The organism is Shewanella yunxiaonensis (assembly GCF_018223345.1).
GTDB classification, from domain to species: Bacteria; Pseudomonadota; Gammaproteobacteria; order Enterobacterales; family Shewanellaceae; genus Shewanella; species Shewanella yunxiaonensis.
This window is the reverse complement of record NZ_CP073587.1, coordinates 1179172-1205186: the sequence shown is the minus strand read 5'-3', so window position 1 is coordinate 1205186 and position 26015 is coordinate 1179172. Positions and strand designations below refer to the sequence as shown.

Below are 26015 nucleotides of genomic sequence, written 5' to 3'. Positions count from 1 at the left end.
GGCAAAGTGACACATTTAAATCAATCGCTGATGTTGGCTTCGACATACCATTTACCGTCCTCCAACAGGACCAACGGTCGAACCACAAAATCTCCCGGTATTGAATCGACTCGATTGAACTGCCAATCTACAAGCTCTCTACTCCAAAAGTTTTCATTGGCAGTCGCATTAACTACCACATAAGTTACCTCACCCGATAAACACGCCAATTTCAAGGAGGCTTTTCCGCTCAGGTATTTAGCCGAGAATTCTAAAATATGCTCCCCGGCAGTAAGGTTAAGGGCCACCAGTGTCTCCATCCACGGTGTACTTGGATTATCCTTATTCGGTTCAGTATTTCCCAGCCACGCATCCCTTTCTCCATCTTGGAACCAATACACATGAGCAATCCGTAGCGGCAGTCTACGGATCGGACCAGCATCCACCGACACTTGATCTGCACATCCCGAGTTTCCGCACCCTAGGACAACTGTACAGCCACTTGACGAACCGATATGCTGTAGAAAGACATCACGGCGACGTGGCGACACAAGAAGATTATCTTCTCGCTCCCCCTCGGGATCGAGAAAGAACATGAGATCCCCGGCACGTAGATGCAACGACATGAAATTCCTTTGAATAGGCGAGATTTTACGCCATGAAGCGGGTCGTCTGAAAACTCCGGTCGCCACAGCACTGACTCGTCCACTGGAATTGTATGCAACGAGCGTGTAACGCTGTAAAAGGTCCTTGAAACGTGCGAAGGGAATTGGCCAAGGTGTCACCGCAACCACGACATCGGTCTGTTCAGTATCTGAGCTAAATAGGTCAAACCCCCAGTCTGTACTGGAAAGATGGGGAGTACCGAGCACACCCCGTACAGCCACGCGATCCATCTGTCCCACGGTTACTTCTGATGACCTGTCGGGAATGAAGGCAATTGGGTCTTCGGGTGAGATGGAATCAACCGCACATCCTGTAAGTAACAACAATATGATCACCAACACGCCACACGTCTTAGTCATCGCTAATATTCTCGTATGATGGAGAGAATCGTGATTGCTACGCATCCTAAAATCATCATTTGATCATAGGATAATGGCTGTGAGTAATCAAAAATCTGATGGTGATGTAAAACTAAATCAACTAGATAACTTATTGTCCTATAGATGAATTTTCACTTGCACAGTCCCCCTCTGCCAAGTTATTAAAAAATTCGTCAGACTTTCTGATATCAAGGTTTATTGCATATTGGCTTTCTGATGAAAAGTGACAGGTTCATATCAGAGAAAATTGAGAATACTGAGAAAAACTATCCACAAACTGATACGAATCACTAGTCAGTTGTATATCGGATCGCAACACAGAAGAAAGTCTGCCCCTAGTAGCAGGTGAAATCCGAGGGGTGGGAAACCTTCGTTTTTGATTTTTTCAGCTAGCTTTGAAAACCAAATGCGCGCGGTACCTGTTTTATTTTCACATGGTCCGGGGTGACGAAGAAAGTTTAGCCTACGATTTGTCATTCGCTCCACAGCACGTTTGTGCCACATTCCGATCCATTATCACAATTTTTATTGCGTCGTCTTCTTGCTAATTGAGCAATTTAACCTAATGATTAGTTGCGGTATCTATTGCTAGTATTGTAGATTATTGACAGCTATTTCTATATGAAAGCACGCTGCCATGGGCAGATTGTGATTTCTTAGTTAAGACAACTCTTGTAATGGTGATAGCAAGATTCGTCATTCACTGGTCACCTAAATGAAGATTGAAAATATGAGTACAGGTAAAGTTAAGTGGTTCAACGCAGATAAAGGCTTTGGTTTTATTACACCAGATGATGGAAGCAAAGACTTATTCGTTCATCATTCAGAAATTAAAATGGATGGTTATAAATCACTTAATGATGGTCAAAAGGTTGAATTTGAAGTGGGTAAAGGCCAAAAAGGTCCTTGCGCCATTAACGTTAAGCCACTGTAAATTGCTTTAAGATACATAGCATTACCATCACACAGACCCATGGTGATTTACTCTGGGTCTGCTTATTTTCGTATCAGTCCATTCCGCATTTTGTCTATAGCATCTAGCAGTCGATTCAATACAGTTCTGCACAGAATTCTTTTTAATCCATACTCAGTGCAAGATAAATGACACAACAGTATTCTGCTGTATTGTTATCCAATCGCATTATCCCCTTCCTAAGCCCTATCAACATATGTATCTTATATAGTTCACAAAGGAATCTCTTGAACCATATATAGTACAAATTAAACTTGATGTTTTTTACAGCATTTATAAAATATGTATCGTATATAGGTCACAAATAAACATAATGCACTATATATGGAGCATTTATGCCAAAATCCATCATAAGAACTTATTCTCGGTATACTGAGGAAGCGATAGACTTATTGGCGAAACTCATCCGAGCCGCACGTTTAGAGAAGAAAATGACCACTGTTGATGTGGCTGAACGAGCTGGAATTTCACGGGGAACGCTTTCACGTATCGAAAAGGCTGATCCAAAATGTGAGATTGGAACTGTTTTTGAAGTGGCCAAAATTGTTGGGGTAAGCCTATTCGACGCAAATCCGCGCCAAATAGCGATGCATAATAAATATATAGATGAAAAGCTTTCGCTATTGCCTATGAACGCAAGAAAGGTAGTGAGGAGTGTAGATGATGACTTCTGATAACTGTTAAATTGCATCTAAAATTGATCCAATTCAACCCAAATTTTGCATGTGGAACTGATCCGCTTATCTCACCATCAATGACAACAATTCAGTATGTTAAGTTATCCTAGGTATGATCACTTTACTGTGCAAATGGTGGATCAATTTTGAGTGCAAACTAACATTCATGCTCTTACCCTGGCACAAATGGCCAAATGAAATTTTAACGTCACATTTCACAATATCGTCCTCTAAATCGCGATGCGATTATAGAAGGAAAATTTCGCCAGTTTTGTTAAATTTCAACCAATCTATTTGGATTAAACCCTTGAACTAATTCATGCCCAGCATACCCACGCTGGTTGGTTGAATAACAAATATTGTTATACATAAATGCTCGGCAGTCATGGTTGTGCCCATAAAGCCAAATCGAGATTTTATCGGATAATTGAGAAAACTCTGGGCATTCAGAAGCAAATGCGGGACTTAAATTCGAGCCCCAGTATTTAGGCTGAACAGCTGTTGCACAGGGTAAATGATGGGTTACAACCACATTTTTGGTAGCAGTTGAATTCAACAGTGATTGGTAAAGCCACAACCTAGACGTTCTATGCAATTTCGCCGCTATCTCGGGAGTAAATCGTCCTTCGTGAATGCGAATACGTCGATAATCGTTCAGCAGGGCGCTAGCCAGTTTCATAGATTCTGCAGCGTGGCCATTTAATTCAAAATCCGTCCAAAAAGTTGCGCCATGGAATTGAACGTCTTCTATTACAATACTTTCGTTTTCTAAAAAATGAACATGTGAATATTCTTTTGCCCTCCCCCGACATCGCACAATCAGTTTATCCAAAGGCTCGCCACCGTAGGCTTCGTGATTTCCCAGAATTGTTATCACAGGCTGAGGAAACTGAGCAGCCCAGTCAATTGCGTCAGTACCAATGGCAATGTCGCCACTTAGAACAACAACATCAGCATCTGTTTTCGGCGCAGCCATCTCTTGGAACTCTAGATGAATATCCGATAGATGAAGGATCTTCATTTTGTAGCCTTACTAAATTTTGGTCACCAAGGAGCGATTCAGTCAGCCCTGCTAGGAGGTGATAAACGCGTTTGGGGACACTGTCGTTGTATGGCGAAATCAAACTGATTGTCTAAAACCTATCCTAGAGGCGCAGACAATATTGAATCAAAGCCTGCCGGATACTTTGTCTTGTACTTAAAAATAACAATGGGTAAACAACGCCCGTTGCCTCAGAATAGCGATAGAACGTTCGCAATTGGAGTTTTGAATCAACATAGTCGTGATAAGTTGTGAACCCAAATTCTGCCGCCTCTACACACAATTGAGCGCTACCTGGATGTTTATTCACTCTTTTCTCAAATCCAACAATGAAGCCATCAAGAAGCTCTTGAGCCGCCACCTGTCCAATATGTCTAGCTAAATAGTAAAACCTTTCATGAAGCTGACCTTGAAAAGCTAGAGAATACTCAAATTTCATCAACAAGCCCTTTCAGTCCGGCTCGAAGGTCGGAAGATGACACTGTTCGGCCGGCCTGAACGTCCTTTTCAGCAAAAGATAGAAGTCGTAGCAAAGCCATCTGTTCCTGCTGCATCTCGAACTGAACTGGATCTTGGACCACGTATAGAGGTTCCCCATTCTGGGTTACTACTACTGGCTCAGATACATCCATAGAAGCCAGCTCTTTCTTGAAGGCCGACACTGTTGTGATACGAAGTGAGCTAGATAAGGCCATGTTTAACTCCAATAATGAAAAACAGCTGCCTGTTAAAGGATAAGCCCTATTAGCGCAGAAGTCCACATTTGGACATTATATGGTCTTTTATGTGTATTCCGGCAAAGTTGAACAGCTATTCTTGCTAAATTGCGTCCCCAATTGAGCCAATTCAACCCATATTTTGCATGTGGCACTGATCCACATATCTCACCATCAATGACTACATATCAATATGTTAAGTTATCCTAGATTGGTCACATGACGGTGCAAATGGTGGATCAGTTTTGAGTGCAAATTAACAGGCGAGCCAAGCTTTATGAGAATGTGGGGGTTATGAGGCGCTTACTTTAGATTTAATGAAAATATAGTTTCACTTTAAAGGTCCCACTGGAGCACTATTCATCCACAAGAATGAAGAGGCTTTTCGCGAATTTGGATAAAGCCCCACCTGTTTTAGTAGTGATAACGACAAGAAATTATCGTTATAGCTTGATCATCGACTACGTAAACAAGCCTATTGGTGTCATCAATACGACGAGACCAAAAACCAGATAAGTTCTCTTTTAAAGGTTCAGGTTTACCAATCCCCTCAAACGGAGAGCGCTTAACATCATTAATAAGTTTATTGATGCGCTTGAGTGTTTTCTTGTCTTGAGTTTGCCAATACAGGTAGTCCTCCCAAGCGTCATCAGTCCAGGACAGTATATGTTGACGACTACTCATCAATTAACTCACGTGCTGTTGTTTTACCAGCTCGGTACTGTGCTATCGAACGGTTTAGGTGTTCAGCATTTTGAGGAGAACGTAGTAAGTGAACTGTCTCCATAAGGCTATTGTAATAATCTAAAGACATAACCACTGCATCTTCAGAATCGCGGCGCGTAATAACTGTAGTATCAGCATCATTAACTACACCGTCTAAAACAGCTTTGAGACCATTTCTAGCTTCAGTAAAAGATACGATTTTCACAAGTACCTCAACATGTACGTTTAATGGGACAAGTATAGTCTTCACCGTTCTACTTGTACAGTTAGTTGAACATGACAACTTAATAAGGCAATTAAGGAATAAACATAAACGCACGCCAACATCTTCGACTGTGTTAACCAGCTGCGATGTTCCCCCTTCAGTTTATGCTGCTCATATTTAACATTAAATGTATTCAAATTTAGATACATTAATAAAATGCATGTATCGATAAATTGATACATAATTACAACCTAGTACTTGGCAAAATGTGTTAGTGATACTGATGACCAGCGTAAAAAACTCAATTTCTGTTGCCGAAATAGCTAAAAGACAGGTAGCAGATAAGCTCGACTCGATGAGGACAATAAAAACGCCTAAGAAACCCAAAGCTGGTTGGATCAGGACTATCCGAAGCGTGTTGGGGATGTCCGGCGCTCAACTTGGTCATCGACTGGGTTTATCCCGAAATCAGGTATCGATACTCGAACGCAAAGAAGCAGAAGGAACAATTACCTTACGCCAATTATCGGAGTTAGCCGATGGACTCAATGCGGAAGTGGTTTACATGGTCATCCCTAAGCAACCCATTGATGAGTTTATTGAAAACCGTGCATACGAACTTGCTTTAAGCCGAATGAGACAAATCAATCAAACGATGTATCTGGAGTCCCAAGCGTTAAATGAAGAGCAGCAAAACCGTCTAATCATAGAACTTGCAACTCAACTAAAACAACAGGGTGGCAGGGCACTCTGGAAAGAAGGGATTAAAAAAGAACAGAAAATCGGTGAGTAAGGCATCAAATGTTCAACTTAAATCGACGTTAAACGACACCAAGAAAATTCTGCTATGTGTAGATCCCATGCAGTAAGCGTTCAATTAGCTTTATGACCTCTCCAGCTCCGGCTTCGCTTCTTATAAGCGAGGTTGGCGCTCTACCTTGCAGTGCGAGTGATGGTTCATTCAACCACTTGTATGCATCAACCCGTTGCTGGTTGCCAGTAAGCATCTCCGCCCTTTCCAAAACTCGCAAAAAACGAATAACCTTTTCTCCGTCATATGGTTCAAGGCATCCATTAGATAGAGCACGGGCATAGCTGAGATTGCTCATACTGATATGGCTAAGGATGTCGGAAACATCCACTCCGACCTGTCTTGCTATGTTAACTAACACCGATGGTGGCACCCCTTTTTCGATAAAATCGACTAAAGCGACACCCTCAAGATTTTCTAACCCGGCATCTTGCCATAGTGTTGATATAGAAGAAGTTACCTCAATTGGGGGCATAGCTGATCTCCAAATGACTCTGGAACGTGTTAATAAGACTGATATTAACTATTGACGACTCCCCCCTCTTCGCGACACGCCGACTTACTTGCATAGTGAAGAAAGGGAATTCCTAATTACGCCAAAAAATCTAGTATTGCCGATGGATTAACCTCTTCTGAATCAGCCGCCAGCGCCTGATTGAGGGTAAAAACACGCGACTCTAGGCGCACGACAGTAAAAAAACCGCCATTTACGGCGGTTTTTAAGTGTGTGGTTGGCGTTGGTTAGACGCGTTTCCACTAAATAATTTCGTACATATTCTTCATTGGAATTTATTCTATCCCAGTGCAATTTATTAAGTCAATAATGAATTAAACCAGCACATCAAGAATATCGAAAGCTACAATCACAATTACAAGCTAATTAACTACATTGTAGTTTAAATCAGGTGCAAAAACGCAAAAAAACAGTGTATGAGACGCAAAAGAAGTATTTAAAAATTCTTTACTAATTAAAAAAACAAAAGCATCAATTAAAAAATAAAAACTTTACACAGCCAAAAATCAATCAACAAAAAGGTTATTCAAAAATCAAAAAGCCACACAAATAAAAAACATTTACAACTCAACAAAAAATGAAGAAAAAAGTAAATTCCCCACAAATAAAATCATACATATTTTACCTATCATATATATGATTGGTAAACTCAAATAATTAAATATTAGAATAATTTAATGTACTGTTTAAATAAAAATTTGCCTTTGTTAAAAATCCTGATAAATTAAGGATTATGCACCTTTAAAAACTTAAGTATAATTTAACCACAACAAACAAATAATGACTCATCGTAAATAGTAGCCACGCGGGTTAATCATAGTGGATATATTGCATATTATCCATAGGGGAAATTTTATGTCACTATCCTCAAATATACAAAAATCAAATCGAAAACGGAATTCTGGAGGAGTTTTCCCCCATGCTGCTGCGAATGCTGTAACGTTAGCTATTTTTCTTGCAAAACTAGCTAATTTAGACAAAGCATACCGAGGAAGATGTACCTTGGTCGCATTAACACTGTGGTTGATGGGGCGATGGCTGGAGATCAAAGAAGCAAACGAAATTCCAGATTTTCAGCGGATTAGAGGTAGTGAAAATTGTCAAAGCAACTCTTTCCGCACAATTTACGACCGTTCAAGGTCTTCGTGTGAATATGCCATCCCGTATCAAAAACAAGGAAAATCGATTTACTTATGGCAACCAATCCCCCAGCAGCTCAACAAATTTTTTCAACTGGTCATCAGTAAATGCCCATATAACGAACCATTATTGAATACTGAAGCGAAGAATAAGCTATTTTCCATTGTGAAAACTGCCTGGAAAACTCCAAAATCATTGCAACGACATCAACGAGTGACGAAACGAACATTTTTTCAATATTTTATTCATTGTATTCAGAGAGATAACCAACTAAGTGCAACAATTAAAGGACAACTGCTACCAATAGATAAACAAACACATAGAAGCGCTTCTGCTTACCAACAACTCGATAGTGACCGTATACGTAGCTCAACGTACAAAGCTTTCAACGATTATATATCTAGAGTTATCAGTGCAGCTCGAAAATATGACCTTCATTCACGCTATAGCTGCTTTGCCGACGACATTAAAATATCACTGATCAGCAACAATATTGAAGAAGCGAATTACTTAAAAAATCACGGCCGAATTGCCCAATATCACACTGAAATCGTTGGCATGCCCGAACCCTCCGAACCAATTCTATTCGGTAGTCAGCGTTTAGTTGATGAGAGTGAAACCTGCGATTTCTTTAATCGACTGCATAATTACGTTAAGCAACAAAGGCCAAGGGAATGCTTACCCAACAAGCTTGACACCAAACGCCATCAAGACTGGCTCAATTACTTCAATGCTGCAACATATCGAATAGCGCTACTCACAAATTTATTAACTGGACTTAGGCCCACGCACTCGGACAGCTTTCAATGGGACTATTATACAAGTGACGATATCGTATTCGTCAAAGATAAGGGCCGACTAAGATTAATCATTCTTTGTGATTACTTACAAGCGGAAATCCGTCGCTACCTGAAGCTGAAGTACCAAATTCAAACCAAATTGTCTGATATTAAGATTAATAAGAATTTATGGTTCTGCATCGATAGTAAAGGGGCGCAATACAGTCTATCAAACCTCCTCCTCCGCGAATTCATCAAAGAGTTTTGGCCTGGGGTTGTGCCCTATCAGTTCAGGCATCTCTTTTCCCAAAGTGCAATTAGTACTCACTCGTCTGCAAGACTCGCGGCCAATGATATCGACAGAGTACAGGGGCATTCAAACTTCGGAGAACATCTCGGCGCCGATCAAATGTTCCCCGCTTCGTTCATAAGATTGAAATCATATTTGAACACGTTACCTAAACGCTTCGGTCTAGAAGAGATGCCTTATGACTAAGTTCGTCCAAACACTAGCAACTAGAATCTCGGAATATGTTCTGGAACTCGGCTTACCTTATGCGGGGATCGACGAGATCTCTTGGCTGCTTGAACGCTGGCCTATTTATAGTAAGCCTTCAAGGACAATCGATGTAGGTGACGTAACAGAAGCTAGTTCCCATTTTGAAAATTTGGCCAAAGGAAGACGTAAGCTCTATTGGTTTGCACTGAATAATATCATTCAATATTTGGGTGACACCTGCCAATGGCAAATCCCCAAAAAAAATGAAAATAAGTTGATAGACCATGAGTTAAAGTGGATGGAAGCAATAGTTCTGGAAGCCAATCATGTGTACTAGCTCAGACCTGATCTGACAGTTACCCATTTTTCTGGTGCCTCCGTCAGATTAGATTTGAGCTAAATTCTTTTCAGCCCAAATCGCTTTCCCATCAACGAGTGTCGCCATTGGTGTTCGGCCACAACACATTTTTCCCTGATGAGTCCGTTCATTGTTGTAATACGCCAGCCATTCGTCCAGATCTTTTTGCAGTTCCTCCATATTTCCGTAAAGCTTTTTACGAAACGTTACCTGATAAAACTCATTCAAAATCGTTTTATGGAAGCGTTCACAGATACCATTGGTTTGCGGATGACGCGCCTTAGTTTTGGTGTGCTCTATGTCGTTAATCGCTAGGTACAACTGATAGTCGTGTTGCTCTACTTTGCCACAGTATTCTGTTCCTCGGTCAGTCAAAATACGCAGCATGGGTAATGCTTGAGCCTCAAAGAACGGCAGCACTCGGTCATTGAGCAAATCAGCCGAAGTGATAGGCGTTTTCGTTGTGTACAGCTTGGCAAATGCTACCTTGCTATAGGTATCAACGAAGGTCTGCTGATAGATGCGACCAACACCTTTAAGATTGCCGACATAGAACGTATCTTGCGAGCCCAAATAGCCTGGATGGAAGGTTTCAATTTCACCACAAGCTTCATCATCCTGTTGCTTGCGTTCCAGCGCTGCGACCTGCGCATCTGACAAGATAATACCTTCTTGCTCGACCTTGGCTTCCAAAGCCTTTAAGCGCTTTTTGAAGTTCTCTAAATCGTGCCGCAGCCAGATAGAACGAACACCACTCGCCGACACAAATACGCCTGTTTTGCGCAGTTCATTACTGGTGCGTGATTGGCCGTGGGCAGGAAATGCTATCGCATGTGCGATGACGGCTTGTTCGGTTGCATCATCGACACGGTTCTTAAGGTTAGGCGCTCTTCTGGACTGATTGATAAGCGATTCAACACCACCACTTTCAACCAATTCCTGGTAGCGATAGAAGGTGTCTCGAGATACGCCCATCACCTTACAGGCCTTAGAAACGTTTCCCAGTTCTGCTGCGAGATTGAGTAAACCCGCTTTGTGTTTGATAATCGGATTGTTAGTATGAAGCATGAGAGTTGCCTTATGTTTTGATTTAAGATTCGACACCTTTATCAAAACGGGTAACTCTCATCTTTTCAAGATGATGTGTCAGATCTAGTCTGGACTAATACAAATCATGCGAGTCAAATACGGCTCTCTTACGAAAAGGATAAACAGCAACTTATTCTCAGCAGACATCACATTTCGTCCATATTAATCGCTTTATCCATCGCATTTGATGTCGCACCACTCTCGCTAAAGAAAATCGTCGACATCATCAATAATCGCCAATCTATTGATTACACGACGTCTAAACCTTGCTTGAGAATCTATCACGCACCTAACAAGAACGAGCAGAGTCGGTTTTACACACATTATGCGCTACCGCCATTCGTATTACGTCTTCTTACGGATTTTTACGCACAGAATGCTGAACCAATAACTGAGATAAATTTGCTCAACAGCATCAACGATTGGGCCAAGAAAAATAAGTTAACGGTTGGAAAGCCGATCACTTGGCAACGACGTTTTCAGTGCAGATGGTTCACTCATTACAAAATCCCACCAATGTTCCTCAAAGATATGTCATATCCGGAAAGACATGTCGGCCGTTATCACGATCAACCAACCAACACACCACTATCACATATTTACGAAATCACGTGGAATGAATGCTGGTTCGAGTCACGCCCATTAGTTCAGGCAACCGCGGTCAAATGGCCTCACAAAGCGCTCCTGAAATCTAGCCACAATGCACGATCGAAACTTGAAACGAATGAGCCTGATTGGCACTCAGATAATATTCTGCCGCAAATGCTATATCTCTATACCATCAATACAATCCGTTTTGGTGGGTTAAAAAAGGAAAAATTAGCCCTTAGCACCATCGAGCAATATACGAATCTAGAAAATCGGTTAGAGCATTTTCCTCTTTCGTATTCAGATGCGACGAATGAAGATTCATTAAACCGATGGGCACATAATCTCTACCGATCAGTAGATACGGAAAATTCTCAAAAACATATTCAGTATTTCCTAAATTTCATGAGTACTCAGGAGTTGACCGAAGATCTTGATATCAATGCATTTAATTTTCCGACCAGCAAGCCATCCGTTAATCCGTACCGCATAGACATCGATGGGTTAACGGATCTTACCCAAACGCTTCTGATAGCCCCCACTAGTAATCCCTTTCGATCATTATTTGCTGTTACGTCCTGCCTACTTGGCACCTTTGGCATGCTGAGACGAGGCGAAGTAATGAGGCTACGAAACAGAGATATAGTGTACACACACTCAACAGGGCAATTAGAACTTTATATAACTCATACCAGTGAGGGGCGCACAAAAAGTGGGAAATCCCGCAATGTTTATACGGTAATACCAAAGCAGTTTCGTGATATTTTTCATTATGTAATCAACCTTAAAAAGCAGTCGAATAATGAATTACCGTTTATTGGCTTCGAAGGTGAGTCGCTTCACTCACGCCAACTCTATTACCTGAGCCCAGTGTCAAGGACACTAAAGTGTCTCTTTGGGCAAAAATTTGGCTTTCATCAATTGCGTCATACTGGCATTCACTATTTTGTTCAGCAAGCACTGCACTTAGTATCTCAACTTCCAGAAGTTCATCGAGGCGAGACAGCGTTAGAGCGTGAGATATTTTCAAATGAAACAATTGACGCAAGATTTGAGTACTGGCTTGAATTAGCGAATCCAGCTCAAATAAACGATGGCTTACTTCTGGACGAAGTGTGCGCCCAAATCGGCCATGAATCTTGGTCAACGACTCGGTGGTCGTACTTACACGGAATCGATTGGCTGCTAAAGATCATTAGTCCTCCGCACCATTGCTTTGCAGCAAAAGCGTATAGTAAGGAAGAACTTAAGTATTTACTTGGTTTACCCCCTTCATCGAAGGAGCTTTACCGTCGAGTAAGAAAACTGACTAAACGGGATTGCTACAGCACTGACGTGCCGGAGCAAAAATCGCAAAAAATATCTTTATCAGAAGATTGTTTAAGCGCCGCTATTCATAAAGTAAAAGCTCCCACTCCTCCCAAGATTTCAACAGCGTGCTTACCCCTTTGGTTCGAATCACTAGATTCCAGTCAACTTACTTTATTGGGTTACATCTTTACTAACATGCAACGTGGACAAAACACGGATTTCGGTGGGTTGAGCAAGATATGGTCGCATGGATGCAAACACCTTATCGAATCAACAGACAAACAACGGGTGACTGCACTTAAGACATTGCCCAAAATCGAATTAAGCACTGATAGTAATTCACTCTCCATGACACTCGCATGCAATATCAAAAATGCTCGGGCCTTCACCAAGTTTTTCCGTCATAAGGATTGGAAATGGCTAGTGTTTCACTTCACGTTGTCGACAAATCGAAAGTTAAGAAGCGATCGCCAGGAAAAGATTTTAAAAACTGAGTTTGCACAGCCAAATGACGTTGTGACACTAAAAAAACATGCCGTCGGTGATACAACACTCACAATTTCGTTTCACCCCAAACCAGGGATAACTCTGGATATCCTCCAATACAGCTATCAATATTTGTTACGCCTCAGGCAAGATGAGGAGCGCTAAATGAAACTAGTGATACCAGCATCACAACGTTCAATACTTCACACAGCGATTGACTGTATTGACTCTAGATACGCCGAAAGCACCGTTTTGTTTATCACTAATAAAGCAGAAAGAACGCTTACTATTGTATCAGGGCAAATGCCTAGATTGGCACAATGTACACTTTTCCTTGATGGCCAATCACCTCATATTCAAGATACTCAATTTGCTCTCGACACAGGATTCTGCAAACGTTTACTTGATTTTGTCCCACAACAAACCAGGGATATCGAACTTGGTATAGTAATGAAACGGAACGAGGCTCGTTCTGTCACCGTTATCGATGAAAGTACCGTGAACAATGATACCCTTGGGCTAAGCTGCGGTAATTGTCTGGAGATCAATAAAAAGCACACAAATTACCTCACCAGTAACTCATGCCGTCCATTTATTTCGGTGACAAAAAAGCAAATCCAGGAAATTCTGGCGAAAGTGAGTCAACTGATGCCATTTGATTTCATCGAAATCAACCGTGACCAACAGACTATCAAAGTACAAACAGGCAACTCAGTTGTTCATATCCCAGTTGCTGAACATATAGAAATACCACCATTACATATGATCCTAACGCCATCTGAGAAAGAGTTGCTTGAGACCCTATGCAATGACCCATCGGAAGAAAACATTGAAATAGCCCAACAAGGGATCGAACTGACCTTTCAAACCAAACAAAGAATCATTACGTGTGAATTAAGTGACAAAAGAACATTTGGCAATATTAACTCATTAAATTTCCGTCAAATATTGTCATCTGTTATTAACTTTAGAGAGTTGCAGCGGACTGTTAAAAAATGGCAAAAAGCTCACAAAGACATTAAGAGATCAGACACCGTACTTATCCATTTCCACGCACACGACGTATTGATTTATGCAATTACAGAAAAAAACGAACATGCTAGTTTGATTAAGGTTTATGGAAACACGAATTTCATCGACGAATTGGCTAGTAATCTATTTCACTTCAGCGCGAGAAAACTAACTAAAATTCAAAGTGCAAAACTTATAGATAGTGCTAAAACGAGAGTGGATGTGTTAGTAGACAATTCAGACGTTCTCAAATTGGCGATATTCCGCTCAATTGAAGACAAAGAACCTAGTGACAGCCTATTTTTGGAAAAGGCAGAGCAGCATCTTCCCAAGGTTCTGAAGCTCCAACGGATTCTACAAGCTGGACAGCAGCGAGTTGAGCTCGATGACTCACAAAAGCAATATGAATTTGATTTTTTATTTGATTAAAAAACGCAATTTTATATTTATCCCATCATATTTAAAAAAGAGAAATTTCGACAAAAGATAATCACATCGTTCATCGCTACCGAAAACCACCAACACGATATCAATAAATACATTAGAAATACAAGGTAAAAATTTATACTTTATATATGTTTTTACCAAATTTTTAATAAGATTAAAAATCAAATATTGAATAACCTATTATATACAGCATAGGTAACAGTAAATCATAAATCTCAATAATGATATTATAGCATACTATTTTCACCATATTTCAACTTGACAATCAACAGGATTTAAAATATTATTTTCAATAACATCAAAATTCTCTGATAATTAACAATGTTGGATTACTGAGTTATTTGTATTTATCGAAAAGAAATTACGATTGCTTTTGGCGGCATACACTTATCAATATTTTTATTTATTACATTAGACGTGCAAATTTTACAATCTATGGTTGAGGTGTTTGTTTATGAATGATTGAACGCGTTCTCGCATGATTCAGGTAGTACGAGTCCCGGTGTATCTACATAAATTTATTGAGCAAGCAAAAACGTTAACTGCGATTTAATCGCAATAGTTGACAGACTATGTATAAGCAAACAGAGAAGAATGTTTACAATGAAATCAGATATAGCTCCACTTTTTTACTTGCTTGAAAAGCCTAATAAAGAATTAGTGCTTAGCCGACTGAATCACGATAAAAAATTGGAGATTTTAAATTGTGCTTCACATTTTTTAGTGCTTGAGAATGGTGTGTATGAACATTGTTCAAAAGAAGTTTATATTGATGATGCTCTAATTGCATACAGTGATCTCGTCTGTTTTTCACCAAATTTCAAAAGTAAAATAGAAAGCTCTATCGTAAGTTTATTTGATTCTGATTTTAATAATAATGACAGCAACTTTAAAATATTTGATAAATCCATAGAGCCACAAAATTTCTCATATAAAAATAAACTTAACAAAGAGTCAAATTACAATGTCAGGCGCAATTTTTTAGGTAAGAAAAAACCATCTAAAGAACAACAATCAGCTATTGACATATGCGAAAATGGATTAGTTGTTAATAGTTTCGCAGGCACGGGAAAAACAGTTCTTGCAAGTTACATAGTTGAAAAGTTGGGACATGATAAAACTATTTATACATCTTTTCTAAAAGAAAATTCTATTGAAGCTAAAGAGAGGGTTACAAAAAACTCGTTTACTCAAGACTCGCTTGCATACTGTCATGCCCTTGAAAAATCACCATTTAAAAGCAATTTCAACCCGAAAAATCAAAATAAAAAATCTGAAAGTAATTCTGTTCAAATGATTTTGGGATTACCAAGAAAGCTGGATATTGGGAAAAACACATTAAAATCTTATGCAATATCTTCTATTGTGCAAGATACAGTTGCTAATTTTTGTAATAGCATTGATGATATCGTCTTACCAAGGCATGTACCAATCCAGGTCTCCAATGATAAATCTATAGAGTTGATCACAGGCTGGGCGAGAAATTATTGGGACTTTCTTTTGTCAAACTCTCGTGATAACAAGCATGTTATAAAGTTTCATCATCTAATGAAGTTTTGGTCTCTACGCCCTGATATACAATTACCACAAGAAATATCCAACATTATTATTGATGAAGCCCAAGATACAAATGGTGCTTTTTATCAAATATTGAAAAACCACTCAGATAGAAATATAATCGTTATTGGTGATAGGCATCAGCAACTATTCAAATGGCGAGGAGCAGTTAACACAATGAGTTTGTTTGATTTGCCAAGGCAGTCATTGACATTATCCAGACGTTTTGGTGAAGAAATTGCTATTGGTGCTAATAAGCTACTTTCTTTACATAGTGAACCTCCGGAAAATAAGATTCGATCTCTCGATAATATTAAATCAGAAATTATTTTTTACCAAGATGGAGATGTTTTTCCTGAACATATCGGAGCGATCTTAACTAGGACAAGGGCTGAAATTATATCAATTGCCAAAAATGAATTAGAAAATGGACATGCAATAAGCGTAAAAACAGAGTTTAATAGTGTTAAGTATCTCTGTAGAAATATAGTTGCGTTGGCTAACGGGAAAATTTAATATATAACACACCCGTATATATCCAGATGCTATTCAATAGCAAATTTAGAATCAGAATTGTCATCCAATCCAGATGGTGATGTTTTTTTTGCTCTTAAATTATACAAAAAATATAAGGATGATGTTTTAGCTATAATTGAGCATGTTGAAAGTCTCAATCAACCTGAGTCCGAAGTAACACGTGTTATAAGTACAACACATGCACTCAAGGGGCGTGAATGGGATAATATCGTAATATCAACAGATTATCTGTATCTTTTAGAACAAAAATCAAGCACACTTGATGATGAGCTATGTGTTATTTATGTAGCTCTAACAAGGGCTAAAAGAAAAGCTTATATTCCTCTCGGATTAAAAAAATTTTTTAATTGATAATTATTCATGATGATTTAAATTGGCAGCTTGGCACATTGGGCTATGTTCATTATGCGGGGCGTTGTTGATCAAATCAATCGCAGATAAGCCAGTTCCCATCATGGTTCGTGGTGTTAATTGAGCCTCTGGCGAATGGGCATACCTAGTCCTATGACTTTGTTCATCACCTTCACGCCAGCCAATGCCTCGCCGACCTGTCCATTGTAGTCCCGTAGGCTTAGTTGCGGACTGATGAGTTGTTTGTAACGATACATGGCGGTTTCTGACAAAGAACGTTGATGATAGTCATTGTCTTTCTTCCATTCTTCGAGTGTATCGCTTTTCAACGCCTTAACTGCCTCATTCCTCGGGTGACCGGCTTCCCAGTAACCCGCATTCTTCCTGGGGGGAATGGTCGGCTTGCTGCTTTTTCGTTTCAGCAGCTTATGGCAGTTCTTGGTATCATAAGCCCCATCGGCTGAGACTTGTTTTATCTTACGTCTCCGTGGGTTCAACAATGTGGGCAGAACCTCACTATCGGCCACGCTTTCAAGGCTCACTTCCGCTGCGATGACTTCATGCGTTGCGGCATCCACGGCTAAATGCAGCTTACGCCAAGTGCGACGTTTTTCTTTACCGTACTTACGAATTTTCCATTCACCTTCGCCGTAAACTTTCAGACCTGTGGCATCGATAACCAAGTGAGCAATTGCGCCACGACTTGGGTTGCGGTAGCGAATGTCGACAGTCTTGGCTCGCTTACTGATACAGCTATAACCTGGTGATTTCAAAGGCACGCTCATCAAGCCAAATACCGAATTGATGAAACCTTCCAGTGCTCGTAAAGGGAGATTGAATAGACCTTTAAGCATCAATGCAGTCTCAATCGCAGTGTCGCTGTACTGAAATCCTCTGCCTCGGCCACCATGATGTTCGCTACAACACCAGTGGTTCATTGCCTGCTCGTCTATCCAGAACGTCAGTGAGCCCCGCTTAGTCAAAGCTCTGTTATATTCCGGCCAATTGGTGATTTGGTGCTTGGATTTGCCCACTGCTATTTATTCCTGTCTGCTATTTACAGGATCTGATCGCATCAGAGGCAGAAGGTTCCACATTTAGGCAACAACGCCCACCTCATATGTACGGATTTCTTCCGGTCAATATAGGTTGAAAATCAATCAATGGCAACGTACAGCAATCTGACGTATTGGAAGCTCATAACGCCGCCAGCAAGGGCCGAAAAACCAGAGCGAAACGGCGGTTTTTTTGGTTCCTGCTGGCCTTGTTAAACGCGGACTCGGAACAGTGAGAGCACATCATCGTGCCATTGAACTGGGCATGGAAATATGGCGCCGATAAATGGTCTCAAGAGAAGCGAGAACAGTTCGCTAAAAATTCTCGGAATTTAGTAGCTGTCGAAGCATTCTTAAATCGCAGAAGGGAGTCAAAGGTCCTGATGTTTGGTTGCCACCGATTAAATAACTGATCCTAATTCTGCTACAGCTCTGCCAATCCATGTAGGTTTCCCGGATAGGGTGAAGCGGTTTCCATAAATCGCCTCACCCTACGTAGCAACTGCCACATCTGCGAACACTTATGATTGCGTGTCACCGTTTCATGAAGTGCATGCCACAGCTTCTCAATTTTATTCACCCAAGGGCTATAAACGGGCTGAAACAGGAGTGTGAACTTGGGATTGTTGCTTAGCCAAGCCTGCACTTTTTTGCTCTTATGAATGATGTAATTATCCACGATTAACGTGATAGTTTTTGCTTTGCGATAGCTCTTCCGAAGCAATTCCATCAGCTTAATAAATAACGCCGAACATTTTGAGTCTCTGCCTACATATTTCACTGTGCCTGTGTCGGCATGTAAGGCCCCCGCAAGATAATATTTTTCGTTCTGGCCAGGTGTTGCCACTAACCGTTGTTTCCCTCGAAAGCCCCAATCTGCACCTATCTTAGGGTTTAAATGGATATCAACTTCGTCTTCATAGAAGACAGGATTATCGGCATTGCAGTTATCCAGAGCCGCTTTAATTGCCGCTAACTTTTCGTCCTTATGTGGGTCTCGAATTCTGAGTGTCGGTGCGGCCCGTCGCCATACTATCCCGAGTTCTGGCATCCATCGGCGTAACGTCGAACTATGAATATGAATTCCTGCATGTTTTCGCAATACTTTGGCGAGCAATTCGGTACTCCAACGACTACGCTGATAGCCTAAATCTTGTGGTGAGCAAGGGATTAGAAAATGTAGCAGCTTCACTATGGCATCGCCGGGTAAGTACGGTGGTTTACCCAGTTCGGCATCTTTCAATCCGTTTATTCCCAGTTCGTTATACTTGCTACACCAGCGATTTACAGAAGAACGAGCCGCGCTAAGCAGGCTTGCGACTGTCTGTCGGGATAGTCATTGATGCACAAGTAACACAGCATTTGCTCGACGGCTGAAACGCTTATCTTTGCTTCGCTGGACGATTTTATCTAATCGGCGTCGCTCGGCACGATCAATCAATGTTATTCTGTTCATACTCAGTGTGGGTGTGTGTGAAGTGTGGTTTGGCGACTTATCTGATCGCTCATTTCACACTGAGTTCCCTTCGCAGGTGATCTACACTTCGGAACAGCTATTTAATGCTGAGCAGTACATTTTAAGATTCTAGAGAATTCTAAAGCTTTATGATTTAAATACCGTATTCTGATCAGTGGTGCAGTTTTAACCACGAATTAGCCTTTACAATTCAAGTTTAAAAAGTTTATTGACAATCCTTAGGTGACTTTAAGAAAATTATATATATTTCAGAAGGATATCATTTGAAACCGGCAATTTTTCTACATCTTATAAGTAACCAATAGATGTCAGAATCATTTCGGAGCAGCAAGGTGTCTTAACGTTCTATTTTTAACCCAAGTGAAGGAAAACTAAATGCCATTACCACTTATTATTGGTGTCGCAGCACTAGGCGCAGCCGCTTTTGGCGCAAAGAAAGGATATGACGGGTATCAAAAACATTCTGAGGCCGATGAGATTGTTGACAATGCCGAAAAGAAATATCGAACCCACAAGAATGTTTTCGAATCGCATGAAGAGAAAACAACCAACGCATTTACAGAGCTAGGCACACAAGAACTAGATATTGGCAAGCAGTTCAATGAGTTTAACGAGTTAGCTACCGAGCTTTTGGAAAAACTCAACAATGCTAGCGGCAAACGTTTAGCAATCAACATCCCTGCACATAAGCTACAAAAAATTGAAAACTACAGTTACACCGCTGTCGGTGTACTAGGAACTGCTGCTGGTGCTGGTATTGGTGGTATCGCAGCTGGGTTTGCTGTTTATGGTGGTGTGATGACTTTAGGTGCCGCCTCAACAGGAACAGCTATCGCGTCGTTATCAGGTGTAGCAGCAACGAATGCAACCTTAGCAGCAATTGGCGGTGGGTCATTAGCAACCGGTGGTTTAGGTATGGCCGGTGGCACAGCTATTTTAGGTGGAGCCGTTGCTGCGCCAATTCTTGCAATTGCAGGCTGGGCATATGATAAACATGGTGAAGAGTCTCTGGATAATGCAAGAAAAATTAGACGTGAAGTAAATGAAGCTGTTGAAAAATTAGAGACTATGTCTAATCAGCATCTAGAAATTCAAGCTTATATATCAAAAGTAAAAGATGCTATTGATGCTATTTACATTCAATTTGAGGAATATTTCGATTCTCTTCGACTTGTGAGTCGAGTGATAAAAAATGCACAAAAAACTGGTGCAAATGTAAGCGAAAATCTCAAAGATGACAGCATCATTACAGATATAGAAAATGGTTACGCTCTTGCGGCTATAATCGTCGATATTATTGAAACTCCTATTTTTAAAGTTAACAAGAAAGATGATCAAGTTGTTATCGATGAAAATGGTGCACCTTCTCTTCAAACAGATAAAGATGGCTTCAACATCCTTAATTCGGATGAAATTGACGTTGCAATTAGTAATGCAAATTCAGAAGCAGCAAAATACTAAGTGTTTATAGGAGGGGAATCCCCTCCTTTCTGTTATGGAAAACAATAAAAATGAATGCTGAAGTAATCAATTTTCCTTGGCAAAAAGAGCTAGAAAAGACAGTAGTTCAAAGCTTAACCACCACTTTCGGTTTAGATTTTCTTCTGTTTGAAGATAAGATAGGTGGGGACGTAGACACAATTAATAATGTCAGAAATGGCGTACATGCTACTGATGCTGAGAGAAATAAGTTTCAGCAAAAAGAGGAATATAATTCAACTCCATATCATCAACATAAGGACTACATTCAAACTGGTCGTAGCGATAAAGAGTCTCATAGACAGGGAAAACTAGATGATGGATATAGGGCCCAAACTATGTCTGCTAATGAACTAGGAAAACGCGATCTTGACCATGTAATGAGCGCCAAAGAGATCCACGAAGATGCTGGTCGAGTCTTGGCAGAACTTGATGGTGTTGAGCTAGCTAATCAACGATCAAATTTAAAATCAACTCACCAAGCAGTCAATCGTTCTAAAGGAAAGTCATCTGTATCGGAATATTTGGATAAACTACCAAATTTGATTGAGGCAAATGAAAAGCAAATTCTTGCTGATGAGTCTCGTCTTGCAAGCATGCCCAGAAACACGCCAGAAGAACAACATAAAGCTCGTGAATTACAGGATAAAATTCAAAGTACAAAAGATAAAGTAGCTCAACTGAAATCCGTTGATCCTGAAAAAATGCGTCAGGCAGATAAAGAAGCTAGAGACAACTATAACCAACAAATCAATCAGGCTTATTATACCAGTAGCAAATTTTTAACATCTACGGCTAAGGCTTCCGGCATAGCCGGTCTTAAAATGGGAGCGAGGCAAGTCTTAGGGCTTGTATTGGCCGAAATCTGGTTCGAACTTCGTAAAGAAATACCAAAAATTTATCATAGTTTGAAAGATAATTTTCAATTTGATGCATTTATCGAGAAAATAACTAATACCTTAAAAAATATTTGGAAACGCGTAAAACAAAGATTTTCAGATTTTCTTACATCATTTAAAGATGGTTTTCTATCTGGTGTTATGGGTAGTCTCACGACAACGTTGTTTAACGTCTTCGCCACCACACAAAAGCAATCGATTAAGATCATCCGTGAAATATGGTCCCACATCATCAAGGCCATTAAAGTTTTAATTTTTAACCCAGAGAACCTCTCGTTTGTAGAGCTATGTAAATCAGTTGTATCTATATTATCATTAGCGATATCTACTGTACTAGGTAGTATTACATACGCCCAATTAACCCCAATTTTAACCTTTCCGTTAGGTGCAGAGCTCGCCGCATTCGCTGGTGCTTTAGTTACAGGCATCGTCACATTAGGCTTAAATTATTTTTTGTTACATAGCGAAATTGCTCAGAAGATTTGGAGCTATATCGAATCGATAATGCCTCACGCAGGTACACTCAAAAAATATCAGGCTATCAATGAAGAGCTAGATAGATACTTGCTCGAGCTAAGTAAGCTCGAGTTTAATCTTGATCCATCGGAGATTATCAGTTTTTCAAATCAACTAAGTGCTTGTAATGAAGAGGTGCTTAAGTCTAGCTTGATTGCAGAAGAGATTAAGAAGCGAAACATTGCACTTCCATTTGCGATCGGGAATACTGCCAGCACCAAACAATGGCTAGATTCTTTGGTCAAAAAATGAGTGAGTTTCCCTGTTTTAAATGTGGCCGTTGCTGCCAACTAGTCTCAACGGCCCAAGAAACTAAAGTCCTCGATCGGGGTGATGGAGCTTGTCGTCATTACGATGATGAAACAAAATTGTGCTTGATATATGAAAACAGGCCCGATATCTGTCGTGTAGATAAGCAATTTTCGCTCAATTATGCGAAAGAATATGATTGGGAAACATTTGTAGATATCAATATTAAAGCTTGTGAATATATTCAGAGAGAGGGTTCTTAACAGCAGTGAATAGCCACTGATTTCCCAGAGACCATTTAGTTAGATTGGAATGACCTCGTTCAGCAGAACATCCTATGGTTATTATTTAAGCACAAGAGCGTTACGCAATCAGAGATATAACCCCGAATATGGTAAAAACTAAGAAGATGTTCAACGGTCAGAAAGATAGATAAGTAATATCACTCCAATAATAAGCAAGAGTGGTAAGCACCTGATTATCCAGAGAGTGTAAAAAAATCTGTGTAAGTGGCATTCTTCTCATGAACTTTAAAGGAATGACGAATGCCAATATCAGACCAGCTTATCGATCAGTTATTAGCTGACTACCAATCCCCTGAAGACTTGCTTGGTGAGCAAGGTATCTTGAAGCAGTTGACCAAAAAGCTTGCCGAACGTGCGCTTGAAGCCGAGATGGAGCAGCATCTTGGTTATGCCAAACATGATGCCGCCGGTAAAAACAGCGGCAACTCCCGTAACGGTAAAAGCCGAAAATCCGTGCGCAGTATTCACGGCGATATCGAGCTTGAAACACCGCGTGACCGCAATGGCAGCTTTGAGCCTAAGCTTATCAAGAAAGGCGAGAAACAGCTCAGTGGCTTTGGTGAGCGTATTGTCTCGCTGTATGCCAGAGGTATGTCTACCCGAGATATCCAGGCCCACTTTGAAGAAACCTATGGCATTGACGTCTCGCCGACCTTTATTTCTCAGGTCACCAATGCCGTACTGGACGAGGTTAAAGCCTGGCAGCAGCGGCCGTTAGCCCCGGTATACCCGATAGTGTATCTGGACTGTTTAGTGGTGCGCAGCAGCGATTCCGGCAGCATTCAAAACAAATCCGTTTATCTGGCCCTTGGCGTGAACACCGATGGTGAGAAGGAGCTACTGGGCTTATGGATAGCACAGACCGAAGGTGCTAAGTTCTGGCTGTCAGTGATGAACGAGCTGAAAAACCGCGGTGTGGAAGATATCTTTATTGCCTGTGTCGATGGCCTCAAAGGTTTCCCGGATGCCATCGAGGCGGTTTATCCTAAAACGCAGGTACAGCTGTGCATTGTGCATCAAATCCGCAACAGCCTGCGCTTCGTTAGCTGGAAAGAACGTAAAGCTGTCGCAGCAGACCTTAAAACCGTTTATGGTGCGGCCACCCTGCAACAGGCTGAGCAGGCATTAGCGCAGTTTGCCGAAATGTGGGATAACCAGCATCCAAGCATCAGCAAATCCTGGCGCGACAATTGGACAAGGCTTAGCGTGTTCTTCGACTACCCGCCGGAGATACGCAAGGTCATTTATACCACCAATGCTATCGAATCACTCAATGCCAGCCTGTGTCAGGTCACCAAGACTAGAAGGTCGTTTCCAAGTGATGATGCGGTGCTGAAGTTGCTGTATCTGGCTTTACACCAGATTGCTAAAAAGTGGACAATGTCACTGCGAGATTGGAAGCCTGCTATGACGCAGTTTATGATCATGTACGGTGACCGTGTATCGTTGTGATAAACAGCCACTTACACAGAAAATTTTATAGTCTCATTATCCACGCACCAAATTCATATGAAGTCATATTTGTGTTGAAGTCAAAAGACACCTATGTTTGCTGAAACCTAGTCACAATAACGTTTACAAGCTTTCCAAAATCGCTGTCGGTTGCCAATGCTTAAGGCCAAGGCAGCCACAACGGTTCAAATCGTTACTCAATTCGATGGCGTTCAGAGTTTAATCTATCAACTTAAGGTCGTTATAGATCTTCTGGATACGCTCCTTACCGTGCTTTCGCTCCAACTTGCGTACAACGAAATGACCCGTCGCCATATCTTGAAAATGATCCATAAATAAGGTATTGATAATAGCGCCACCTGCGGCCCCAATTGCAGGCACAGCCTGTGCGGCAACCTTTTCGGTTACTTGGATGCTGAATCGTTCTGCAATACTCGCGATAAATCTAACCAAAGCCGGCGCTCCATCTGCCGCTAGGGCATTGGCAGCTAAAAACTCTGCGGCATCTGATACGGCTTTTCCTAGTGCAGTTCTAACAGCGTAGTATCCACTTTCTGAACCATCATCAGAAACACTCGGCCCACCAAGAGCGAAGACTTCCAAACACGCAAGCTTAACCTCATCCTGAGAGATTGATTCACCATGGCTTCTTGCAATGTCAGCGATGGATCTGAGCATAATGGTGGTGGAAATTGGCAACTCGACCGCAAGAGCTGTTAGTCCAAAGAAACCGCCAACCCCGCCAGATATTGCCACGCCCAACTTGTGCCATCTATTTGATGATTCATTTCCTGGCAGATCTTTCATTGTAAAGATTGCAGCTTCGGACGCCTTCATTAATGAAGCTTTTGTCACTTCACCAACATTCTTTTGCCAACCGTCAGGCAGTAGACCAAACCCCTTTTCTATTGCTGATCCGATAAAGTTAGTCGCCTTCGCAGCGATACCGGGATTTTCGAGTAGCATTTTTGCATTTTTTAACTCTTGCCACTCGCTTTCAGATAAGTTGAATTCCATATTTTTACCTTAATAAATAGCGTTCAGTAGTCGAACTACTTGTTAATGACATATTCTCAGAAAACCGCCTGTGGCAATTGGCTGTCACAGATATCCGACACTCAATTATTTACAATGACTATCAACAGCTTGAGAAAAACCTAGTGCATCAATTTTTTTCCTTCACGCTTTCGTATATCTCTTGAATGAGGAGAATGTCTTGTACGCCTACCTTTTCAATCACACGGTCAATCAGCTCATCTACTTGCGTACTAAGTTCATCCTGAAAGACGTATTTCTCATCGACCAATTTCCTGACTTCACGTTTAACAATGCTCTTCTGAAGAGTTTCAGGTAAAACCTTGCTCAAAACGCTTTTGATAAATCCCATGTGGTTCGCCATTTAATTTTTATTCCTTTTGTTATTTGAATTGCCGCGACTCAGTTAACCGACTGCTTGGCCCATTAAGACAAAAGCTCATTCATAACTAGGCAAATCTAACGAGCCGCCACACTGGTCCACATTGGGCAAAAAATTACCCGCATTAGGACTAAATCTGTCGCCATGACGAAGTGCTTCCTGACATACCGCTGTGTTTGACGCTAATGCTGCTCCTACAGCGATTTCACCAACAACACAAACCAAGCCAACTATCAGATCTGACGATGTAAGTGACAACTCTAGGTTTCCCGCTTTCAAGCTCAGAACGTCTTTATTCTCACCTTGATTTCTTATTTCCATTTC

General features: G+C 40.9%; 26 protein-coding genes and 1 pseudogene. 14 read left to right on the top strand and 13 right to left on the bottom strand.

Going from position 1 to position 26015, the window contains the following annotated elements; all coding sequences use genetic code 11:
• Positions 1–20: 20 nt before the first annotated feature.
• Entirely contained in the window at positions 21–1049 is a 1029-nt protein-coding gene (locus KDN34_RS05665; protein ID WP_212595935.1) for a hypothetical protein, read from the bottom strand.
• Positions 1050–1755: 706 nt separating this feature from the next.
• Here KDN34_RS05665 and KDN34_RS05660 point away from each other — a divergent pair.
• Positions 1756–1959: a cold-shock protein gene (locus KDN34_RS05660; RefSeq protein ID WP_212596537.1), complete on the top strand. Its 204-nt coding sequence runs from the start codon at positions 1756–1758 to the stop codon at positions 1957–1959.
• A 374-nt stretch (positions 1960–2333) separates the two neighbouring features.
• Positions 2334–2672 carry a helix-turn-helix transcriptional regulator gene (locus KDN34_RS05655; RefSeq protein WP_212595934.1) on the top strand — a complete coding sequence of 113 codons (339 nt, stop codon included), beginning with the start codon at positions 2334–2336 and terminating at the stop codon, positions 2670–2672.
• Positions 2673–2949: 277 nt separating this feature from the next.
• On the opposite strand, the gene KDN34_RS05650 is transcribed toward KDN34_RS05655, so the two are convergent.
• From KDN34_RS05650 to KDN34_RS05630, 5 genes are all read right to left on the bottom strand, one after another.
• On the bottom strand, positions 2950–3696 hold the full coding sequence (locus tag KDN34_RS05650) for a metallophosphoesterase (RefSeq protein WP_212595933.1): 747 nt from the start codon (positions 3694–3696) through the stop codon (positions 2950–2952).
• 124 nt (positions 3697–3820) lie between these two features.
• Positions 3821–4156, bottom strand: a complete 336-nt coding sequence (locus KDN34_RS05645; RefSeq protein WP_212595932.1) for a hypothetical protein — start codon at positions 4154–4156, stop codon at positions 3821–3823.
• Positions 4146–4412, bottom strand: coding sequence for a type II toxin-antitoxin system Phd/YefM family antitoxin (locus KDN34_RS05640; RefSeq protein ID WP_212595931.1), 267 nt, complete (start codon positions 4410–4412; stop codon positions 4146–4148). The genes KDN34_RS05645 and KDN34_RS05640 overlap by 11 nt, the downstream gene beginning before the upstream one ends.
• Positions 4413–4847: 435 nt before the next feature.
• The gene (locus tag KDN34_RS05635) at positions 4848–5117 is read right to left on the bottom strand and encodes a Txe/YoeB family addiction module toxin (protein ID WP_212595930.1); all 270 of its coding nucleotides are present in this window, start codon (positions 5115–5117) and stop codon (positions 4848–4850) included.
• Positions 5110–5364: a type II toxin-antitoxin system Phd/YefM family antitoxin gene (locus KDN34_RS05630; RefSeq protein WP_212595929.1), complete on the bottom strand. Its 255-nt coding sequence runs from the start codon at positions 5362–5364 to the stop codon at positions 5110–5112. Before KDN34_RS05630 ends, KDN34_RS05635 begins: the two co-directional genes overlap by 8 nt.
• A gap of 283 nt (positions 5365–5647) precedes the next feature.
• Between KDN34_RS05630 and KDN34_RS05625 the strand changes: the two genes are divergently transcribed.
• Positions 5648–6157 (top strand): mobile mystery protein A, encoded by a 510-nt coding sequence (locus tag KDN34_RS05625; RefSeq protein ID WP_212595928.1) that lies wholly within the window; start codon positions 5648–5650, stop codon positions 6155–6157.
• A 52-nt stretch (positions 6158–6209) separates the two neighbouring features.
• Here the strand turns inward: KDN34_RS05625 and KDN34_RS05620 are convergent, their stop codons facing one another.
• Positions 6210–6650, bottom strand: a complete 441-nt coding sequence (locus tag KDN34_RS05620) for an antitoxin Xre/MbcA/ParS toxin-binding domain-containing protein (protein ID WP_212595927.1) — start codon at positions 6648–6650, stop codon at positions 6210–6212.
• 894 nt (positions 6651–7544) lie between these two features.
• Between KDN34_RS05620 and KDN34_RS05615 the strand changes: the two genes are divergently transcribed.
• Complete coding sequence (locus tag KDN34_RS05615; RefSeq protein WP_212595926.1) at positions 7545–9104, top strand: hypothetical protein; 1560 nt, start codon at positions 7545–7547, stop codon at positions 9102–9104.
• Positions 9097–9444: a hypothetical protein gene (locus KDN34_RS05610; protein ID WP_212595925.1), complete on the top strand. Its 348-nt coding sequence runs from the start codon at positions 9097–9099 to the stop codon at positions 9442–9444. Before KDN34_RS05615 ends, KDN34_RS05610 begins: the two co-directional genes overlap by 8 nt.
• 48 nt (positions 9445–9492) lie before the next feature.
• On the opposite strand, the gene KDN34_RS05605 is transcribed toward KDN34_RS05610, so the two are convergent.
• Complete coding sequence (locus KDN34_RS05605) at positions 9493–10533, bottom strand: IS481 family transposase (RefSeq protein ID WP_212594394.1); 1041 nt, start codon at positions 10531–10533, stop codon at positions 9493–9495.
• Between the two features lie 75 nt (positions 10534–10608).
• On the opposite strand from KDN34_RS05605, the gene KDN34_RS05600 reads away from it, so the two are divergent.
• The 4 genes from KDN34_RS05600 to KDN34_RS05585 all read left to right on the top strand — a co-directional run bounded on the left by KDN34_RS05600 (position 10609) and on the right by KDN34_RS05585 (position 16842).
• Complete coding sequence (locus KDN34_RS05600) at positions 10609–13104, top strand: site-specific integrase (RefSeq protein WP_212595924.1); 2496 nt, start codon at positions 10609–10611, stop codon at positions 13102–13104.
• Entirely contained in the window at positions 13105–14379 is a 1275-nt protein-coding gene (locus tag KDN34_RS05595; protein ID WP_212595923.1) for a hypothetical protein, read from the top strand.
• Positions 14380–15000: 621 nt separating this feature from the next.
• Positions 15001–16470: a UvrD-helicase domain-containing protein gene (locus tag KDN34_RS05590; RefSeq protein ID WP_212595922.1), complete on the top strand. Its 1470-nt coding sequence runs from the start codon at positions 15001–15003 to the stop codon at positions 16468–16470.
• A gap of 57 nt (positions 16471–16527) precedes the next feature.
• Positions 16528–16842, top strand: a complete 315-nt coding sequence (locus tag KDN34_RS05585) for a 3'-5' exonuclease (protein WP_212595921.1) — start codon at positions 16528–16530, stop codon at positions 16840–16842.
• A gap of 116 nt (positions 16843–16958) precedes the next feature.
• Here the strand turns inward: KDN34_RS05585 and KDN34_RS05580 are convergent, their stop codons facing one another.
• Positions 16959–17876 (bottom strand): IS5 family transposase, encoded by a 918-nt coding sequence (locus KDN34_RS05580; protein WP_212595920.1) that lies wholly within the window; start codon positions 17874–17876, stop codon positions 16959–16961.
• A 269-nt stretch (positions 17877–18145) separates the two neighbouring features.
• Between KDN34_RS05580 and KDN34_RS05575 the strand changes: the two genes are divergently transcribed.
• Entirely contained in the window at positions 18146–18310 is a 165-nt protein-coding gene (locus KDN34_RS05575) for a GmrSD restriction endonuclease domain-containing protein (RefSeq protein ID WP_228730433.1), read from the top strand.
• 11 nt (positions 18311–18321) lie between these two features.
• On the opposite strand, the pseudogene KDN34_RS05570 reads toward KDN34_RS05575, so the two are convergent.
• A pseudogene (locus tag KDN34_RS05570) lies at positions 18322–19353 on the bottom strand (IS630 family transposase).
• A gap of 396 nt (positions 19354–19749) precedes the next feature.
• Between KDN34_RS05570 and KDN34_RS05565 the strand changes: the two are divergent.
• The 4 genes from KDN34_RS05565 (at position 19750) to KDN34_RS05550 (ending at position 24274) form a co-directional block, all read left to right on the top strand.
• Positions 19750–20835: a hypothetical protein gene (locus KDN34_RS05565; protein ID WP_212595919.1), complete on the top strand. Its 1086-nt coding sequence runs from the start codon at positions 19750–19752 to the stop codon at positions 20833–20835.
• A 50-nt stretch (positions 20836–20885) separates the two neighbouring features.
• Positions 20886–22520: a hypothetical protein gene (locus KDN34_RS05560; RefSeq protein ID WP_212595918.1), complete on the top strand. Its 1635-nt coding sequence runs from the start codon at positions 20886–20888 to the stop codon at positions 22518–22520.
• The gene (locus tag KDN34_RS17505) at positions 22493–22780 is read left to right on the top strand and encodes a YkgJ family cysteine cluster protein (protein ID WP_407695783.1); all 288 of its coding nucleotides are present in this window, start codon (positions 22493–22495) and stop codon (positions 22778–22780) included. The genes KDN34_RS05560 and KDN34_RS17505 overlap by 28 nt, the downstream gene beginning before the upstream one ends.
• 282 nt (positions 22781–23062) lie before the next feature.
• Complete coding sequence (locus KDN34_RS05550; RefSeq protein WP_212595916.1) at positions 23063–24274, top strand: IS256 family transposase; 1212 nt, start codon at positions 23063–23065, stop codon at positions 24272–24274.
• A gap of 219 nt (positions 24275–24493) precedes the next feature.
• On the opposite strand, the gene KDN34_RS05545 is transcribed toward KDN34_RS05550, so the two are convergent.
• From KDN34_RS05545 to KDN34_RS05535, 3 genes are all read right to left on the bottom strand, one after another.
• Entirely contained in the window at positions 24494–25291 is a 798-nt protein-coding gene (locus KDN34_RS05545) for an EcsC family protein (protein WP_212595915.1), read from the bottom strand.
• A 148-nt stretch (positions 25292–25439) separates the two neighbouring features.
• Entirely contained in the window at positions 25440–25673 is a 234-nt protein-coding gene (locus KDN34_RS05540; protein WP_212595914.1) for a hypothetical protein, read from the bottom strand.
• 75 nt (positions 25674–25748) lie between these two features.
• Positions 25749–26012 (bottom strand): hypothetical protein, encoded by a 264-nt coding sequence (locus KDN34_RS05535; RefSeq protein ID WP_212595913.1) that lies wholly within the window; start codon positions 26010–26012, stop codon positions 25749–25751.
• Between the last annotated feature and the right edge of the window lie 3 nt (positions 26013–26015).

Excerpts from the sequence above, each read along its gene's own strand:
- KDN34_RS05665 (WP_212595935.1), bottom strand. The coding sequence starts at position 1,049 with ATGCGTAGCAATCACGATTCTCTCCATCATACGAGAATATTAGCGATG.
- KDN34_RS05660 (WP_212596537.1), top strand. The coding sequence starts at position 1,756 with ATGAGTACAGGTAAAGTTAAGTGGTTCAACGCAGATAAAGGCTTTGGT.
- KDN34_RS05655 (WP_212595934.1), top strand. The coding sequence starts at position 2,334 with ATGCCAAAATCCATCATAAGAACTTATTCTCGGTATACTGAGGAAGCG.
- KDN34_RS05650 (WP_212595933.1), bottom strand. The coding sequence starts at position 3,696 with ATGAAGATCCTTCATCTATCGGATATTCATCTAGAGTTCCAAGAGATG.
- KDN34_RS05645 (WP_212595932.1), bottom strand. The coding sequence starts at position 4,156 with ATGAAATTTGAGTATTCTCTAGCTTTTCAAGGTCAGCTTCATGAAAGG.
- KDN34_RS05640 (WP_212595931.1), bottom strand. The coding sequence starts at position 4,412 with ATGGCCTTATCTAGCTCACTTCGTATCACAACAGTGTCGGCCTTCAAG.
- KDN34_RS05635 (WP_212595930.1), bottom strand. The coding sequence starts at position 5,117 with ATGAGTAGTCGTCAACATATACTGTCCTGGACTGATGACGCTTGGGAG.
- KDN34_RS05625 (WP_212595928.1), top strand. The coding sequence starts at position 5,648 with ATGACCAGCGTAAAAAACTCAATTTCTGTTGCCGAAATAGCTAAAAGA.
- KDN34_RS05620 (WP_212595927.1), bottom strand. The coding sequence starts at position 6,650 with ATGCCCCCAATTGAGGTAACTTCTTCTATATCAACACTATGGCAAGAT.
- KDN34_RS05615 (WP_212595926.1), top strand. The coding sequence starts at position 7,545 with ATGTCACTATCCTCAAATATACAAAAATCAAATCGAAAACGGAATTCT.
- KDN34_RS05610 (WP_212595925.1), top strand. The coding sequence starts at position 9,097 with ATGACTAAGTTCGTCCAAACACTAGCAACTAGAATCTCGGAATATGTT.
- KDN34_RS05605 (WP_212594394.1), bottom strand. The coding sequence starts at position 10,533 with ATGCTTCATACTAACAATCCGATTATCAAACACAAAGCGGGTTTACTC.
- KDN34_RS05595 (WP_212595923.1), top strand. The coding sequence starts at position 13,105 with ATGAAACTAGTGATACCAGCATCACAACGTTCAATACTTCACACAGCG.
- KDN34_RS05590 (WP_212595922.1), top strand. The coding sequence starts at position 15,001 with ATGAAATCAGATATAGCTCCACTTTTTTACTTGCTTGAAAAGCCTAAT.
- KDN34_RS05565 (WP_212595919.1), top strand. The coding sequence starts at position 19,750 with ATGCCATTACCACTTATTATTGGTGTCGCAGCACTAGGCGCAGCCGCT.
- KDN34_RS05560 (WP_212595918.1), top strand. The coding sequence starts at position 20,886 with ATGAATGCTGAAGTAATCAATTTTCCTTGGCAAAAAGAGCTAGAAAAG.
- KDN34_RS17505 (WP_407695783.1), top strand. The coding sequence starts at position 22,493 with ATGGCTAGATTCTTTGGTCAAAAAATGAGTGAGTTTCCCTGTTTTAAA.
- KDN34_RS05550 (WP_212595916.1), top strand. The coding sequence starts at position 23,063 with ATGCCAATATCAGACCAGCTTATCGATCAGTTATTAGCTGACTACCAA.
- KDN34_RS05545 (WP_212595915.1), bottom strand. The coding sequence starts at position 25,291 with ATGGAATTCAACTTATCTGAAAGCGAGTGGCAAGAGTTAAAAAATGCA.
- KDN34_RS05540 (WP_212595914.1), bottom strand. The coding sequence starts at position 25,673 with ATGGCGAACCACATGGGATTTATCAAAAGCGTTTTGAGCAAGGTTTTA.
- KDN34_RS05535 (WP_212595913.1), bottom strand. The coding sequence starts at position 26,012 with ATGGAAATAAGAAATCAAGGTGAGAATAAAGACGTTCTGAGCTTGAAA.